Origin of the sequence: Streptacidiphilus albus JL83 (assembly GCF_000744705.1) — a bacterium.
Classification (GTDB): domain Bacteria; phylum Actinomycetota; class Actinomycetes; order Streptomycetales; family Streptomycetaceae; genus Streptacidiphilus; species Streptacidiphilus albus.
In genome coordinates this window covers 9,044,293-9,060,963 of sequence record NZ_JQML01000001.1, presented here as the reverse complement: position 1 = coordinate 9,060,963, position 16,671 = coordinate 9,044,293, and the positions used below count along the sequence as shown (strand labels likewise).

General features: G+C 72.5%; 13 protein-coding genes. 3 read left to right on the top strand and 10 right to left on the bottom strand.

The features are described 5' to 3' along the window. Positions 1–7: 7 nt before the first annotated feature. Positions 8–694, bottom strand: a complete 687-nt coding sequence (locus BS75_RS39240) for a hypothetical protein (RefSeq protein WP_152646017.1) — start codon at positions 692–694, stop codon at positions 8–10. A gap of 297 nt (positions 695–991) precedes the next feature. On the opposite strand from BS75_RS39240, the gene BS75_RS39235 reads away from it, so the two are divergent. Continuing rightward, on the top strand, positions 992–1,630 hold the full coding sequence (locus BS75_RS39235) for a carbonic anhydrase (protein WP_034091624.1): 639 nt from the start codon (positions 992–994) through the stop codon (positions 1,628–1,630). A gap of 24 nt (positions 1,631–1,654) precedes the next feature. Here BS75_RS39235 and BS75_RS39230 read toward each other — a convergent pair whose 3' ends face one another. The 9 genes from BS75_RS39230 to BS75_RS39190 form a co-directional block, all read right to left on the bottom strand. Further along, positions 1,655–2,656 carry a SigB/SigF/SigG family RNA polymerase sigma factor gene (locus BS75_RS39230; protein ID WP_081983055.1) on the bottom strand — a complete coding sequence of 334 codons (1,002 nt, stop codon included), beginning with the start codon at positions 2,654–2,656 and terminating at the stop codon, positions 1,655–1,657. After that, complete coding sequence (locus tag BS75_RS39225) at positions 2,657–3,358, bottom strand: mechanosensitive ion channel domain-containing protein (RefSeq protein ID WP_082014034.1); 702 nt, start codon at positions 3,356–3,358, stop codon at positions 2,657–2,659. 60 nt (positions 3,359–3,418) lie between these two features. Further along, on the bottom strand, positions 3,419–3,835 hold the full coding sequence (locus tag BS75_RS39220; RefSeq protein ID WP_052070294.1) for an ATP-binding protein: 417 nt from the start codon (positions 3,833–3,835) through the stop codon (positions 3,419–3,421). A gap of 166 nt (positions 3,836–4,001) precedes the next feature. Beyond that, on the bottom strand, positions 4,002–4,298 hold the full coding sequence (locus tag BS75_RS39215) for a WhiB family transcriptional regulator (RefSeq protein WP_034091623.1): 297 nt from the start codon (positions 4,296–4,298) through the stop codon (positions 4,002–4,004). Between the two features lie 172 nt (positions 4,299–4,470). Further along, positions 4,471–6,858 carry a SpoIIE family protein phosphatase gene (locus tag BS75_RS39210; RefSeq protein WP_052070293.1) on the bottom strand — a complete coding sequence of 796 codons (2,388 nt, stop codon included), beginning with the start codon at positions 6,856–6,858 and terminating at the stop codon, positions 4,471–4,473. A gap of 67 nt (positions 6,859–6,925) precedes the next feature. Then, positions 6,926–11,254 (bottom strand): HAMP domain-containing protein, encoded by a 4,329-nt coding sequence (locus BS75_RS39205; RefSeq protein WP_081983054.1) that lies wholly within the window; start codon positions 11,252–11,254, stop codon positions 6,926–6,928. A gap of 109 nt (positions 11,255–11,363) precedes the next feature. Then, positions 11,364–11,804 carry an ATP-binding protein gene (locus BS75_RS39200; protein ID WP_034094684.1) on the bottom strand — a complete coding sequence of 147 codons (441 nt, stop codon included), beginning with the start codon at positions 11,802–11,804 and terminating at the stop codon, positions 11,364–11,366. Positions 11,805–11,927: 123 nt separating this feature from the next. Next, positions 11,928–12,308 (bottom strand): STAS domain-containing protein, encoded by a 381-nt coding sequence (locus BS75_RS39195; RefSeq protein WP_231608026.1) that lies wholly within the window; start codon positions 12,306–12,308, stop codon positions 11,928–11,930. 79 nt (positions 12,309–12,387) lie between these two features. Continuing rightward, a complete protein-coding gene (locus BS75_RS39190) occupies positions 12,388–13,275 on the bottom strand; it encodes an RNA polymerase sigma factor SigF (protein ID WP_063771584.1) in 888 nt (295 codons plus the stop codon). 242 nt (positions 13,276–13,517) lie between these two features. Here BS75_RS39190 and BS75_RS39185 point away from each other — a divergent pair, with 242 nt between their 5' ends. Both BS75_RS39185 and BS75_RS39180 read left to right on the top strand, forming a co-directional pair. Continuing rightward, a complete protein-coding gene (locus tag BS75_RS39185; protein ID WP_034091621.1) occupies positions 13,518–15,239 on the top strand; it encodes an enoyl-CoA hydratase-related protein in 1,722 nt (573 codons plus the stop codon). A 78-nt stretch (positions 15,240–15,317) separates the two neighbouring features. Further along, entirely contained in the window at positions 15,318–16,661 is a 1,344-nt protein-coding gene (locus BS75_RS39180; RefSeq protein ID WP_034091620.1) for a lipase family protein, read from the top strand. The last annotated feature ends 10 nt before the right edge of the window (positions 16,662–16,671 follow it).

Genomic DNA, 16,671 nt, shown 5'->3' with positions numbered 1-16,671 from the left:
GCGGGGGTCAGGCGTGGATCAGGCGGTAGTCCATGGTGCGCAGCGTGGACCCGGCCCCGGCGGCGTTGTCGATCTTCGAGGACTCGGCGTAGATGCCGACCATGGAGAGGGTCGCGCCGTGCTGCACGAAGAGCTCCTGCGCGTCCGAGTAGAGGTCGGGGTCGTCCGCGAGCTTGCCGGCGGAGTCGCGGCCGGTCACCCGGTAGGCAGCCCCCTCGGTGAGGCTCGCGGTGCGGGTGACGGTCCAGTGCAGCCGCTTGCCCGAGCTGATGTCGACGCTGTTCTCCTTGTCCAGGCGCGCCGCACAGCTCGAGTAGTCGCGCTCCAGCCTGGCGAGGGCGGCCTTCGCCACAGCAGTGCTCCTGAAGTGGAAGAGCAACTGGCTCGCCACCACGTTCTTGGCCCCGCCGAACTGCATCACGGAGACGGAGGAGCTGTGCACCTCCGTGGTCGGATCGCCGATCCCGCAGGTGAACAGCCACTGGAACTGACCGGTGGTGGTGTACTCCGTCTTGGGCTCCGCCTTCCAGTGGAAGGTGGACGACAGCGGGAGCTCGCCGCCGGACAGCCACGGCGACGTCCGGACCGGGTGGACGGGTGCTGCCTGCGCGGTCGGCGCGACGGCCGCCCCCAGGCCGAGGGCCAGGGCGACAGCGGCGGCGGCCGGAGCCAGACGGATTGTCAGACGCTTCATCATATGATCGTTCCCCCAAGAACATTATTGCGGTTCGGCGATGTGAAGAGGCTGTCAGCCACGCGTCCGCGCGCTGTCCGTCCGGCGTCACCGTTGGGCAACAGAGTCACCCCCGGGGCCCTTCGCGGCGTCCACGGCGAACGGCACGAAGCCGCAGTACGCCGAGAACCGGCTGCCGGTGGCGGCCGGGGAGAAGATCCCGCTGGAGCGGCTCGCCCGCTGACCCGGCGGTCACCGTTCCGGGGACCGTCCGACCCCTTGTTCGCGCGGCGGCGTCCGGGCTCGTAGGCTGCGGTCATGACCACCACCGGTTTCAAGACCCCCGCCGAAGCCCTTGAGGTCCTCCTCGCCGGCAACCTGCGTTTCGTGGCCGGGACGAGTGCGCACCCGAACCAGGACGCCGCCCGTCGCGCCGAGCTCGCTCCGGGACAGCGGCCGTTCGCGGTGCTGCTGGGCTGCTCGGACTCCCGGCTGGCCGCTGAGATCATCTTCGACCAGGGCCTCGGGGACCTGTTCGTGGTCCGCACGGCCGGCCATGTGCTGGGGCCGGAGGTACTGGGGAGCATCGAGTACGGCACCAGCGTGCTGGACTGCCGACTGGTCGTGGTCCTGGGCCACGACTCCTGCGGCGCGGTGGCGGCGGCCCGGGCCGCGGTCGAGGACGGGCTGCCCACCACCGGCTACGTCCGCGACGTCGTCGAACGGGTGACCCCCAGCGTCCTCGCCGCCCGGGCCGCCGGGCTGGAAGCGGACAGCGACTTCATAGACGTCCACGTCCGGCACACCGTCGACGTGCTGCTGGACCGCTCCCGGGTGCTGGCCGACCAGGTCGCCTCCGGTCACGCCGCGGTCGTCGGTCTGGCCTACCACCTCGCCGAGGGCAACACCCGCATCGTCACCGCCCACGGCCTGCCCGCCGCGCAGCCGGCGGTGTGAGCGTGGGCGGAGCGGAGCGCGGCGTCAGCTCGCGCTCTCGCTCTCGCTCTCGCCGAGCAGGCCGGCCCGCAGGCGGGCCATGGTGCGGTTGAGCAGCCGTGAGACGTGCATCTGGGAAATGTCCAGCTCGGCGCCGATCTCGGCCTGGGTCATCTCCGCGCCGAAGCGCATCGACAGGATCCGGCGGTCCCGGTCGGGCAGGTCGGCGATCAACGGCTTGAGGCAGATCAGGTTCTCCACCCCCTCGATACCCGGGTCCACCTTGCCGAGCCGGGCCAGGAAGGCGGACTCCTCGTCCTCCGACTCCGCGCCGAGGGCCTTGGCGTCCAGGGAGCTGGGCGTGTAGCCGTTGGCCGCGACCATGCCCTCGCGGACCTCGTCCAGCGGCAGGTCCAGGGCTTCGGCGAGTTCGGCGGCCGTGGGCGGGTGCCCGATCTTCTGTTCGATGTCGTCCGCGGCCCGGGCCAGCACCAGGCGCAGCTCCTGCAGTCGGCGCGGCACGTGGACGGCCCAGCTGGTGTCGCGGAAGAAGCGCTTGATCTCGCCGATGACGGTCGGCAGCGCGAAGGTCGCGAACTCGGTCCCCCGGTCGGGGTCGTACCGGTCGATGGCCTTGATCAGGCCGATCGTGCCCACCTGGAGGATGTCCTCCATCGGCTCACTGCGCGTGCGGAACCGCCTGGCGGCGAACTTCACCAGCGCCATGTTCAGCTCGATCAAGGTGTTGCGCACGTACTGGTACTCCCTGGTGCCCTCCTCCAGGGCCACCAGCCGGGCGAACAGCACCCTGGACATGACCCGCGCGTCGCCCGGCGCGACCTTGTCCGGGGCCGAGAGGTCGAGGCCGGGGAAGTAGTCGATGCTCTCCCCTCCTGCTGCGGCATGGGCAGTCACTCGATCGATCGTCGTCACACCCGTGTGCACGGTCCCTCCCAGTGGTCTCGCCCTGGCCTGCGGGCGCCCCGTCCCGCTGCGGGCGGGCCGGGCACCCCGTCCCGACCGTCTCCCCCGGTTCCGGCGTCTCATTCACCTTCCGTCCGATTTTCTGGCGGAGCCGCCGGAATCGGCCTCGCCCGCGCTGCCGGTGGGCGCGATCGCGGCGTTCAGCACCGCGCTGTTGGGCAGCAGCACGTTCCCGTCCGCAGTGCGGATCTGGACGAAGAGCAGCGTCATGTCGGTGACCCGCCCCTGGACGCTGCCGCCCAGCGCGCCGGCCCGGATGGTGACGTCCTCGGCGATGTGGAAGGGCCGCGCGGTCAGCAGGACCAGCCCGGCGAAGATGTTGCCCAGCACCGGCTGGGCGGCGATGCCGACGAAGACCCCGGTCAGCGCGCCGCCCAGGATGAGCCTGCTCCAGGGCACGTGCAGCAGGCTCAGCGAGCCGAGGACGACCATGGCGTAGCCGGTCAGCAGGCACAGCATCCGCAGCGTGGTGACCCGGGTGTCGCCGAAGCGGCCGGGGACCAGCGAGACCAGGTCCTGGGTGGCGCCGCGGACCGCGACCAGCGCGAAGACCAGGAAGACCACCGCACTGCCGCCGGCCACCGCCCGGTCCGCCAGTGGATGGTGCTGCCCGGGCTCGCCGAGCAGGCCGCCGTAGTGGGTCGACACGACCAGGCCGGTCAGCGCCAGGACCGTGGTCAGCACCGCCTTCCGGACCCTGATACCGCTGGGGCGGACCCGGCGGGCCATCGCGCGGCCGGGAAATTTCCTCTGTTCGGTGTCCATTCCCCGGCGCGTACCCGCATCCGCCCCGCCGACGCGGATATCCCCGCACCACTCGTTCCGCTACGCGGTCCGCGAGGAGAGGACGGCGGTGACCGACTTGCCACCGGAGGCGTGCACCTCGACCGCCACCTGCTGGGCCAGCCGGTGCAGCAGGTGCCAGCCGAACCCGCCGGTCCCGGCCACCAGGTCCGGGAGGCGGGCGACCGGCGTGACCGCGCTGGTGTCGCTGACGGTGACGGTCAGCCGCTGCCGGTCGTCCGTGAGCGCGAGGGTGCACGGGCCCGGCGCGTGCCGCACCGCATTCGAGACCAGCTCGCTCACCACCAGCAGGGCGTCGCCCTTGACCGCCGCAGTCAGCGGCGGAACGCACCGTTCGAGGAACTGCTGCGCGTACTCCCGGGCGGCGGTGACGGTCCCGTTCCGGCCGTCGAACCGGTGGACGGCATGGCAGTCGGCGGGGTGCATCCGGTGTTCCATTCGCACTCCCCGTGTTCCTCGCCGCCTCGACGTGAGACCTGGCCGTGTCGGTCCTCTGCCCGGTATTCCACGGCCGATGCGGCCCGGTACGGTCCGGCGCGACACACCCGCCGCAGCATGCCGAACGATGCCGGGACGCCCGCGGCTGCGGGCCGCGGCCGACCGGTCAGCCGGTGCGGCGCCGGCGCGGGCGCCGACCGGTGTCGGCGAACCGCTCGTCCTCGGTCAGCCCGCCCCACACGCCGTACGACTCACGTGCTTCCAGGGCGTAGCGGCGGCAGGCGAGTTGGACCGGGCACTCGGCACACAGCCGCTTCGCCGAGGCCTCCCGCTCCCGGCGGGCCCGCTCGGACCGGCCGACCGGGGGGAAGAACAGCCGGCTGTCGGCTCCCCGGCAGGCGGCGTCGAGCTGCCAACCCCAGGCGTGCTCGAACGGACCGGGTAGGCGGGATGCATCAGTCACGTCCAACTCCCTCGCGCAGGTGGCGGGTGGTCCGCCAGAACTGCGGAAGGGCCCTCGGCGGGGGGAAGCCGGGGCCCTTCCGCAGCGGCCCTGGGAACCCGGGGGAGAGTCCTCAACCGGCCGCAGTGCGCGCCTAACCCGCCCGCCGCCGCTGAAACCTCCGACCGTCGGTTCAGGGCGCGGGCGGCGGCGAGAGCTGGATGCCGATGACGCAGGTGTCGTCGTCGGTGTCGGCGCTGCTGTGGGTCAGCAGGTAGTCCAGCCGGTCGTCCAGGTTGGACGTGGCGCGCTGCGCGGTCGCCAGCAGCTCGTCCAGGGAGCTCTGGACGGACCGGTCCCGCTGTTCGATGAGTCCGTCGGTGTAGATCAGCAGGGTGTCCCCCGTCTCCAGCTGCACCTCGCCCTCCTCGTACTCGGCCTCGCCGATGGCCCCCAGCAGGATCCCCTTCACCATCGGCAGCGCCTCCGCCCGGCCCCGGCGGACCAGGACCGGGGGCAGATGGCCGGCCCGGGCCCAGCGCAGGATCCGGGTGGCCGGGTCGTAGAGGGCGCAGACCGCGGTGGCGGTGACGCCCTCGGTCAGGAAGTTGGCGACGGTGTTCAGCCAGCCCAGGAGCGGCCCCGGACCCGCACCGGTCGCGGCCAGCCCGCGCAGGGCGTTGCGCAGCACGACCATGGAGGTGGCGGCCTCGATGCCGTGGCCGGCGATGTCACCGACCGAGAGCATCACCTGCTCGGACGGCAGGGTGACGATGTCGTACCAGTCCCCGCCGACCATGTGGTCCTTCTCGGCGGGGCGGTAGCGCACGGCGATGTGCAGGCCGAGGGTGTCGATCGGGCCGGTGGTGGGCGGCATGATGGCGCGCTGGAGCTGCAGCGTGAGCCGGTCCTGCTCGGCCGCCTGCCTCTCGCTGTGGGCGAGCTGGTCGCGGGTGGCGGCGAGGGCGACCTCGGTCCAGTGCTGGGAGGAGACGTCCTGGTAGGCCCCGCGCACGGCCAGCAGATTGTCGCGGGCGTCCAGGACGGGCTCGGCGACGACCCGGATGTAGCGGGCGCTGCCGTCCCGCCGCTGCATCCTGAAGGCGGTCGAGGCGGGGCGGCGGTGGTGCAGCAGGGTCCGCAGGAAACGTCCCAGGGTGGTCGCGTCGTCCGGGTGGGCGTGCTGGGCGAGCCGGCTGACCGGGATCGGCGGATCGGTGGGGAGCAGCCCGCACAGCTCGTAGAGCTGGCTGTTCCAGATGGTCTCCCCGGTCTGCAGGTTCTCCTCGAAACCGCCGATGCGCCCGAGCCGCTGGGCGTGCTGGAGCAGGTCGGCCAGCCGGGTGGCCTCGTCGTCGGCGCGCCAGGTGAGCAGCAGCTCGCCGCCGTGGCGGGTGATGCTGATCCGGGCGAAGGTGGTCAGCGCGACCTGGTCGACCAGGGTGGTGGTGGCCATCCGGTCGGCCCGGAAGGGCTCACCCGTGGCATGGACGTGTTCGAGCTTCCCGAAGACGCCGCCCTCCTCGGCGGTCATCGGGTAGCTCTCCAGCAGGGAGGAGCCGCTGAGGGCGGAGCGCGGGCGTCCGGCCGGGTCGGCGACGTGGTCGTTGAGGTGGTGGATGCGGAAGTCGCGGACCGCGCCGTCGGCGTCCAGCTCCGGGCGCAGGATCATGGCCGGGTCCCAGAGCCCGTCGGCCAGTTCCACCAGCGGTGACAGCGCGGGCGCGGCGTCGTCCGGGTGCCGGCCGTCCAGGGTGCGGGCGCACAGCTCCGCCAGGGCCTCGACCTGGCGGAGCAGCTGCGGGGTCCGTGGGGTCGGCGGCCCGGGCCAGCTGATCTCCAGGACGCCCAGCAGCCGGCCGCCGGCGCCGGCCGGGGCGGCCACCCGGCCTCCTTCCTGCGTCGCCCGGCCGCCGATGGAGGGCAGCCGGGTCCCGGCCAGGGTGGGGACCCAGAGGACCTGCCGTTCCCCCAGGGCCCGACGGGCCAGGGTGGCGACGCCCGGCGGCACGTAGTGCCAGCGGGCGGCCTCGGCCTCGGGGAAGCCGGCGCTGCCCGCCAGCCGCAGCGAGCCGTCCGGGGCGGCGGCCCACACCGCCACCGCGGTGGCCTCCAGCGGGGCCAGGGCGTACCGCAGCAGCGACTCGGCGACCGCCTGGGTGTCCGCTGCCGCGAGGACGCTGCTCTCCACCGTCCGCAGCCGGACGGCCTCCGGTGCCGGGCCGCTGCCGCCGGGGACCGCCGCCAGCGCCTCGGCGATCGCGCTGAGCTCGTCCTGGGCGCTCTGGTTGACGATGTCGGCGGCGAGCTCCAGCAGCGGGACGCCCGCGCTCGCGGCCAGCTCGTCCAGTTGCCGGCCTGCCGCCTGCGGCCCGCAGTGCAGCCGCTCGACCAGGACCCCCCTGGCCGTGTCGATCAGCGCCCGGCCGCCCGCGGCAGCCTGGGCCTCGTCCACCTGTCGGCGCAGCCGGGCGACCGTGGTGGCCAGTCGGCCCACGGCGTCGTCCGATCCTGGTGCGGGGACGCTGCCGGGTGCGGCGGTGCGCCCGGGGTCGATCGGCTCGCCGGGGCTGGGGGGCATGGGAAGCTGGCTCCTAGGAGGGGACTGCCGACGGGGGACCTGGTTGCGCCACGGCGCGGCCCGGACGCTAGAGCTGGAGCCAGCTCCGCATGCAGTCGATCAGGGCGTTGGCGTCCACCGGCTTGGTGACGTAGTCACTGGCTCCGGAGGCCAGGCTCTTCTCCCGGTCCCCGTGCATGGCCTTGGCGGTGACCGCGATGATCGGCAGCGCCGCGTGCTCCGGCATGGCGCGGATGGCGGCCGTGGCCGCGTAGCCGTCCATCTCCGGCATCATCACGTCCATCAGGATCAGCTCGATGTCCGGGTGCCGGGACAGCACGTCGATGCCGGCGCGTCCGTTCTCGGCGTGCAGGACCCGCATTCCGTGGAGTTCCAGGATGCCGGTGAGGGCGAAGACGTTGCGCGGGTCGTCGTCGACGACCAGCACCCGCCGCCCTGCCAGCGAGCCCTCGACCTCGTTGGGCGTGGGGCGGTCGCCGGCCCGTGGGCGCGGGGCCGGCCGGGCGACCTCCCCGGGCCGCCCGGCGCCGAGGTGCAGCGCGATCCGCTCGCGCAGTTCGTCCAGGCTGGAGAGCAGCTCCAACGGCTGGCTGTCGGTCCGGGTCAGCAGCTCCTGCTCGTGGGCCGCGTCCAGGCGGCGGCTGTTGTGCGCCAGCACGGGCAGGCCCAGCAGCGCGGTGTCGCCGTCCAGGGCGGCCAGGAAGTCGAACGCCGCGCCCTGGGGCATGTCCAGCTCCAGCACCACGCAGTGGCAGGGCTCGGCGGCCAGCGCTGCGGCGCCCTCCGCCGCCCCGACCACCGAGACCACCTCGACCCGGTTCCGGGAGCCGCCGGTGTCACGGCCGGCGTCGAGGTCGGCCACGGCGCTCTCGGCGACCAGCGAGAGCAGTCCGCGCGGGCGCTCCTCGACCACCAGCAGCCGGCGCCGCTGGGCCGGCAGCGCGACGGCCGCCGGGCCGGGGACCGGCGGCCGGGCCCCGGCCTGCTCGCCCTCGTCGGGAGCCGTGGCGGCACCCGCCTCGATCTCCCCCTGGAGCTCGAAGTCCGGCCTGGCCAGCGGGAGGTGGAAGGTGAAGACGCTGCCCTCGCCCAGGGTGCTCCGGGCCTCGATGGAGCCGCCGAGGAGCTGGGCGATCTCGCGGCTGATGGACAGGCCGAGACCGGTGCCGCCGTACTTGCGGCTGGTGGTGCCGTCCGCCTGCTTGAAGGCGCCGAAGATGGTCTCCAGCTGCTGCTCGGCGATGCCGATGCCGGTGTCGCTGACCCGGAAGGACAGCGCCGGGCCGTTCCGTCTGACCCGGTCGGGCAGCCGGTCCGGGTCGGCCGGTTCGATGTGCAGTTCGACGGTGCCGGACTCGGTGAACTTCACCGCGTTGGACAGCAGGTTGCGCAGCACCTGGCGCAGCCGCGACTCGTCGGTCAGCAGGGCGCTCGCGGTGCCCGGCGCCATGGTCACCCGGAAGTCGAGGCTCTTCTGGACGGTCAGCGGGCGGAAGGTGGCCTCGACGTAGTCGAGGAGCTGCCGCAGCGGGACGTGTTCGGGGGTCACGTCCATCTTCCCCGCCTCGACCTTGGACAGGTCCAGGATGTCGTTGATCAGCTGCAGCAGGTCGGATCCGGCCGAGTGGATCACTCCGGCGTACTCCACCTGCTTGGGCGTCAGGTTGCGGGTCGGGTTCTGCGCCAGCAGCTGGGCCAGGATCAGCAGGCTGTTGAGCGGCGTCCGCAGCTCGTGGCTCATATTGGCCAGGAACTCCGACTTGTAGGTCGACGCCTGCCACAGCTGCTGGGCGCGGGCCTCCAGCTCCTGCCGGGCCTGCTCGATCTCCAGGTTCTTGGCCTCGATGTCGCGGTTCTGGGTCGCCAGCAGGGCGGCCTTGTCCTCCAGTTCCGCGTTGGAGCGCTGCAACTCGTGCTGCTGGATCTGCAGTTCCTCCGACCTGGCCTGCAACTCCGAGGCCAGCCGCTGCGACTCGCCGAGCAGTTCCTCGGTACGGGAGCCGGCGACGATGGTGTTGACATTGACCCCGATGGTCTCCATCAGCTGTTCCAGGAAGTCGCGGTGGACCGGGGTGAAGCGGTTCACCGACGCCAGCTCGATCACGCCCAGGACCTGTTCCTCGACCACGATCGGCAGCAGGACCAGGCTCCTGGGCGCGGTCCGGCCGATGCCGGAGCCGATGGTGACGTAGTCCGCCGGGAGCTCCTCGACGGCGATCGCGCGGCGGCTGCGTGCGGCCTGGCCGACCAGCGACTGGCCCTGCCGGAAGTGCCGGGGCCGCCCGTCGTCGCCCACCCCGCCGGGGTGGCCGTAGGAGCCGACCAGGTGCAGTTCGACGCCTCCGGCGGTCTCGTCGGTCCCGGCCAGGTAGAAGGCCCCGTACTGGGCGGAGACCAGTGGTGCGAGTTCGTCCATGATGAGCTCGGCGACCACGGCCAGGTCGCGGCGGCCCTGCATCAGGCCGGAGATCCGGGCCAGGTTGGACTTGAGCCAGTCCTGGTCGTGGTTGGCGCGGGTGGTCTCGCGCAGCGACTCCACCATGGAGTTGATGTTGTCCTTGAGGTCGGCGACCTCGCCGGAGGCGTCGACGGTGATCGAGCGGGTCAGGTCGCCCTCGGCCACCGCGCTGGTGACCTCGGCGATCGCCCGGACCTGCCGGGTGAGGTTCCCGGCCAGCTCGTTGACGTTCTCGGTCAGCCGCTTCCAGGTGCCCGACACGCCCTCGACCTCGGCCTGCCCCCCGAGCCGGCCCTCGCTGCCCACCTCGCGGGCCACCCGGGTCACCTCGGCCGCGAACGAGGACAGCTGGTCCACCATGGTGTTGATGGTCGTCTTCAGCTCCAGGATCTCGCCCCGGGCGTCGACGTCGATCTTGCGGGTCAGGTCGCCCTGCGCGACGGCCGTGGTCACCTGGGCGATGTTGCGGACCTGGTTGGTCAGGTTGTTCGCCATCGAGTTGACGTTGTCGGTCAGGTCCTTCCAGGTCCCGGCGACGTTCGGCACCCGGGCCTGGCCGCCGAGCATGCCCTCGGTGCCCACCTCCCGCGCCACCCGGGTCACCTCGTCCGCGAAGGCCGACAGGGTGTCGACCATGGTGTTGATCACCCCGGCCAGCGCCGCGACCTCGCCCTTCGCCTCCACCGTGATCTTCTGCGACAGGTCCCCCCGGGCCACCGCGGTGGCGACCTGCGCGATCGACCGCACCTGCCCCGTCAGGTTGGACGCCATCACATTCACGTTGTCGGTCAGGTCCTTCCACGTCCCCGACACCCCGCGAACCGTCGCCTGACCACCGAGATTGCCCTCGGTGCCGACCTCCCGCGCCACCCGGGTCACCTCGTCCGCGAACGCGGACAACTGGTCGACCATGGTGTTGATGGTCTCCTTCAGCTCCAGAATCTCCCCCCGCGCATCCACCCGGATCTTCTGCGACAGATCGCCGCGGGCGACGGCGGTGGCGACCTGCGCGATCGACCGCACCTGCGCGGTAAGGTTCCCGGCCATGGAGTTCACGGACTCCGTGAGGTCCCGCCAGGTGCCGCCGACGCCGGGCACCTGCGCCTGCCCGCCCAGCGCCCCCTCGGTGCCGACCTCGCGGGCCACCCGGGTCACCTCGTCCGCGAACGCGGACAGCTGGTCGACCATGGTGTTGATGGTGTTCTTCAGCTCCAGGATCTCCCCGCGCGCGTCCACCGTGATCTTCTGCGACAGATCGCCCTGGGCCACCGCCGTGGTCACCTGGGCGATGTTGCGGACCTGGTCGGTGAGGTTCCCGGCCATGAAGTTCACCGAGTCGGTCAGGTCCCGCCACACCCCGCCCACACCGGGCACCTCGGCCTGGCCGCCGAGGCGCCCCTCACTGCCCACCTCGCGGGCCACCCGGGTCACCTCGGCTCCGAACGAGGACAGCTGGTCCACCATGGTGTTGACGGTGTTCTTGAGCTCCAGGATCTCCCCGCGCGCGTCCACGTCGATCTTCTGCGACAGGTCGCCCTGGGCCACCGCCGTCGCCACCTGGGCGATGTCGCGGACCTGGGTGGTGAGGTTCCCCGCCATGGCGTTCACCGAGTCGGTCAGGTCGGCCCAGGTCCCGGACACCCCTGGCACCTCGGCCTGCCCGCCGAGCCGCCCCTCGGTGCCCACCTCGCGGGCCACCCGGGTCACCTCCGAGGTGAACAGCGACAACTGGTCCACCATGCCGTTGAAGACCGTCGCGATCTCCCCCAGCAGCCCCTCGCCGTCACCGGGCAGCCGGGTGCCGAAGTCGCCGTCGCGCACCGCGGTCAACCCCGCCAGCAACTGCCGCAGATCCGCCTCGCCGACGGCCCCCGCCGAGCGGGGTGCCCCACCGCGCGCCGTGAGCTGCGCGCCGTTGTCGGCAATCGTGTCGTCCATGCCCGCCCTCGCCGTACGTACCTGCTGAAACACGGCATCCCAGTCTCCCGCCGAGGATACCCGGCACGGACGGGGCCGATACCGACCTCCAGGAGGTCGGGGCAGGTGGTCAGGGGGTGGCGACTTCGACCCACACCGACTTGCCCCGGGGCCGCGGCTCGCACCCCCAGGCGGTGGAGAGCCGGGCGATGACGTAGAGACCGTGGCCGCCGGGACGGGACGGCTGGTACGGCGTGCGCGGGACGGGGCGCTCCGCGCTCCCGTCGCTGACCTCCACCCGCAGCCGCTCCTTGGTGCCGTGGAGCAGCAGTTCGATCGCGCCGCCCGCGTGCAGGTTGGCATTGGTGACCAGCTCGGAGACGAGCAGCAGCACGTCCTCGGCCACCTCCCGCTGTCCCTCGGTCACTCCGGGCAGCCACTGCCAGTCCTCCAGCGCCTGGCGGGTGAAGTCACGGCTGCGAGCGACCGCGCCCCTGGTGCCGACCAGGGCCAGGCGGCGGATCTGGCCGCCTTCGGGCAGTCCACCCAGCGGCGGGCGCGTGTCTGGCATGCTCATCGCGACTCACTTCACTGAACTGAGGGTTCGGCAGTGACACAGGCGTCACCAGTCACAGGTCGTCTGCCCGGAACCGGTCGGCGCAAGCAGGGTTGTCGTGGCTGTTGTGGTGATCGTTCACGCCGCCCCCAGGGCCGTCCCGACATCGGGGTGGAGCTGGAACACGGTATCCGCTCCGGTGATCCCGAACATCCGGTTGGTGGCCGGCGGAACGGCGGCCAGGTGCAGCGCCGTCCCCTGCGCCTCGGCCCGGAGCCTCGCCGCGAGCAGCGCGTTGAGACCGGTGGAGTCGCAGAAGGTCATGTCCCGGCAGTCGACCACGATCGCGCCGGTCCCCCGGTCCTCCAGGGCCCGGTTGAGCTCGGCGGTCAGCGCGGGGGCCGAGTCGAGGTCCAGCTCCCCCTCGACGGCCACGACGACGGCGGCTCCCACCCGGCGGCTGCCCACCCTGAAGCCGCTCGTGGCGGGCGGCTCCGCGGCGGCACCTGCACGGTTCATGTCCATCCTCCTGCGTCATCGTCCGACCGGCAGTGTGACAGCTGCTGCCCGACGGCGGGGCACGGCCCCTCGGCCGGTGTCACTGGTCCGCGAGCAGCTGGGTGCGCAGGCTCCGCAGCGCCTTGGTGAGCAGCCGGGAGACCTGCATCTGCGAGAGGCCCAGTTCCGCGCCGATCTCGGCCTGGGTCAGCTCCGCGCCGAAGCGCAGCGACATGATCGTCCGCTCCCGCTCCGGGAACCCGGCCATGAGCGGTTTGAGGGATTCGAAGTTCTCGACCCGCTCCATCCCCGGGTCCGGCGCGCCGACGTACTCGGCGAGGGAGGCGCCGGAGCAGCTCTCGTCGTCGCCGGGCTGGGCGTCCAGCGAGGCGACCGAGTACCCGTTCGCCGCGACCCGCCCCTCGCAGACCTCCTGCGGCGTCAGCCCCAGGTGCTCGGCCAGCTCGGCGGAGGTGGGCGCGCGGTCGAGGCCCTGCTCCAGCTCGTCGGTGGCCCGGGCCAGCGCCAGCCGCAGTTCCTGCAGCCGGCGCGGGACGTGGACGCCCCAGCTGGTGTCGCGGAAGAAGCGCTTGATCTCGCCGATGATCGTCGGCAGCGCGAACGTCGTGAACTCGGTGCCGCGCTCCGGGTCGAACCGGCCGACGGCCTTGATCAGACCGATCGTCCCGACCTGGACGATGTCCTCCATCGGCTCACTGCGGTGGTGGAACCGGCCCGCCGCGTACCGGACCAGGGTCAGGTTCAGCTCCACCAGGGTGTTCCGGACGTACTGGTACTCGTGCGTCCCCTCCTCCAGGGACGCCAGCCGGACGAACAGCGCCTTCGACAGCTCGCGCGCGTCCGCCGGACCGACCGCGCCCGGGTCGACACCGTCCGCCACCGGCGGCGCCTCCACCAGCGGCCACGACGGGGAGACGTCCTGGGCTGCTTGCAGGCCGTGCGACGCGACTGCGGTACCGCGGTCCATGTCGTTCCTCCTCGGGGCAGGGGACGTTTCGGCCGTCGTGTACCCCCCTCACCGTTCTCCATGCTACTCAGCGGCAGGGAATTTCCCGCGCCCTCCCCGGGCAGGAGGCCGGGCCGCACCGGGTCACGGCGTGTCGTTCGGGTGACACCGCTGGCGCGGACCGGCCGCGGAGCGCGCGCGGCGGGCGAGGATCGCTCCAGGTCGGGGCCCTCACTCCGGCTCGGGCCCGGTCGGAGGAACTCGTGATCATCCTGCTCGTCGCCAGTGCGTTCAACAGCCTGACCCAGCGCGTGTCGGTGGAACTCGCGGATCGCGGACACACCGTCCCGGTGCAGCTGTCCTGCCGGGAGGAGGACCTGCACGAGGCGCTGCACCGGCACGACCCGGCGCTGATCATCGCACCGATGCTGAGGACGGCGATTCCGGAATCGGTGTGGCGGGCCCGCACCTGCCTGATCGTGCACCCGGGGCCGCCCGGGGACCGCGGCCCCTCCTCGCTGGACCGGGCCGTGCGGGAGGGCGTCGACCGGTGGGGGGTGACGGTCCTCCAGGCCAACGGCGAGATGGACGCCGGGGACGTCTGGGCGTCGGCCTCCTTTCCCGTGCCCCCGGTGGGCAAGAGCGACCTGTACCGCAACGAGGTCTCCGACGCGGCGCTGGAGGCGGTCCTGCTCGCCGTGGACCGCTTCGCCTCCGGCACGTTCCGCCCGGCCGCCCAGAGCGGTCCGGGTCAGCGGACCGCCGTCCGCACCCGGCCGTTCCTCCGCCAGGAGCAGCGGCGCATCGACTGGACCGCCGACCGCACCGGAACCGTGCTGCGCGAGCTGCGCGCGGCCGACTCCCAGCCGGGCGTGCCGGACGAGCTGCTGGGCGGGCAGTGGTTCCTGCACGGCGGGTATCGCGAGCCCACCCTGACCGGCACGCCCGGGGAGGTGCTGGCCACCCGGGCGGGCGCGATCTGCCGGGCGACCGTGGACGGTGCGGTCTGGATCCCGCAACTGCGGCCGCGACGCCTGCCGGGACAGCCGCCCACCTTCACGCTTCCGGCGACCGTCGCCCTCGGCGGGCTGCTGCCGGCGGTGCCCGACCTGCCACTGCCCCTGGATCCCCAGTGGGACGGTCCCGGGTGGACCGACATCCGGTACCGCGAGACCGGCGAGGTCGGGTTCCTGCGTTTCTCCTTCCCCGGCGGCGCCATGGGCACCGCCCAGTGCGAGCGGCTGCTGGCCGCCTACCACTACGCCTGCGCCCGCCCGACCTCCGTCCTGGTCCTGGGCGGTGCCAGGGACTTCTTCGGCAACGGCATCCACCTCAATGTCATCGAGGCCGCCGCCGACCCCGGGGCGGAGTCCTGGGCCAACCTCAATGCCATCGACGACCTGGTGGAGGCCGTCCTCACCACCACGGACCGGTTGGTGGTCGCCGCGCTCGGCGGCAACGCCGCCGCCGGCGGAGTGATGCTCGCCCTGGCGGCGGACGAGGTCTGGTGCCGGACCGGCGTGGTGCTCAACCCGCACTACCGGCTGATGGGGCTCTACGGCTCCGAGTACTGGACCTACTCCCTGCCGCGCCGGGTCGGTGCCCGGGCCGCCGAGCGGCTCACCGAAAGGGCGCTGCCGGTGAGCGCCGCGAGCGGGCACCGCCTCGGACTCGTGGACCGGCTGATCGAGAGCAGCGCACAGGACTTCACCGACCAGGTCGCCGGGCTCGCCGTGCGGCTCTCCGCCATGTCCTCGACCCGGAGCCGGATCGCCGCCAAGAAGACCGAGCGGGAGCGCGCCGAGAGCGTCAAGCCGCTGGCTGCCCACCGGGACGAGGAACTCGCCCGGATGCGGCGGATCTTCGACGACCCCACCCACCCGTACCACGCCCTGCGCCGGGCCTTCGTCCGCAAGGAGCCGCCGCCGGTCGCCGGACGGCCCGCGGCATCACCTGACGGCGCATCGCAGAATGCTCGGTCGTAACCCTGTACAGCCTTTCTACCCGAAGGTAACTTACTCCCGAGTCAGATCTGTGACCCACCTCACTATTTCGGGGGACCCATGTCCAGACAGTCCGTTCGACGGCTGACCGTCGCCACCGCCGCAGCGATGGCGATCACCGCCGCCCCGCTCGCCACCGCGACGGCGGCGCGCGCCGCGACACCCGGCGCCGCCACAGCCGACTCGTTCTACAGCTACGACGGCAGCGCACCGCTGTCCTCCTTCGCACCGGGCACCGTGCTCAGGACCCGGACGCTGCAGTACCACGTCGAGGGCATCTCCACGCCGCTCACCGCGATCCAGCTGCTCTACCGCACCACCGACGCCCTGGGCCGGCCGTCCGCCAACGTGACCACGGTGGTGCGCAGCCTCACTGGCGACAGCAGCAAGGCCGTGTCCTACCAGTCCTTCTACGACTCGCTGAACCCGGCGGACGGGCCGTCCCGGGCCATCGCCGGCGACGTGAGCCTGGGCGGCACCATCGCCAACTTCGAATCGGTGGCCCTGTCGGCACTGCTGGCCCAGGGCTACAACCTCGTCATCCCGGACACCGAGGGGCAGTCCGCGGACTTCGCGGCCGGGCCCGAGTACGGCACGGACACCCTGGACTCGATCCGGGCCGCGACCAGCTCCGTCGCGACCGGGCTGAACTCCGACACCAAGTTCGGTCTGATGGGCTACTCCGGCGGCGCCATCGCGACCGACTGGGCGGCGGCGCTGGCCCCGAGCTACGCGCCCGACGTCAACAGGAACCTGGTGGGCTTCGCCGAGGGCGGCCTGCTGGTCGATCCGGCGCACAACCTCAGCTACGTCAGCGGCGCCCTGGCCTGGTCCGGCGTCATACCCATGGCGCTCATCGGGGTCTCCCGGTCGTACGACATCGACCTCACCCAGTACATGAGCAGCTACGGCCAGCAGGTGTACAACCAGCTGCAGAGCGCCTCGATCGTCGACGCCCTCGGCCACTACCCCGGCTTGACCTGGCAGGACATGGCGAAACCGCAGTACGCCGACCCGGACTCGGCACCGGCGTTCGTCGCCGCGGTCAACCGGATCAACCTCGGCTCGGCGCCCACCCCGACCGTCCCCGGGTACATCGCCCAGGGCGACGGGGGCGTGTTCGAGGGGACCTTCGGCGACCCGGCCGGCATCGGCACCGGTGACGGCGTCATGGTCGTCGGCGATGTGCGGGCCCTGGCCAACCAGTACTGCGCCACCGGCGACGGCTCCATCGAGTACAACCAGTTCGACGCGCTCAGCCACGTCGGAACGGCCGCGGTCTGGGCGCCGCTGGCGGTGTCATGGCTCAACGACCGCTTCGCGGGCAAGGCCGCGCCGTCCGACTGCGGCCGGATCCCCGCCGGCAACTCGCTGGCGCCGGAGCGCACAGTGCCGACGTCCTGAGTGCCGACGT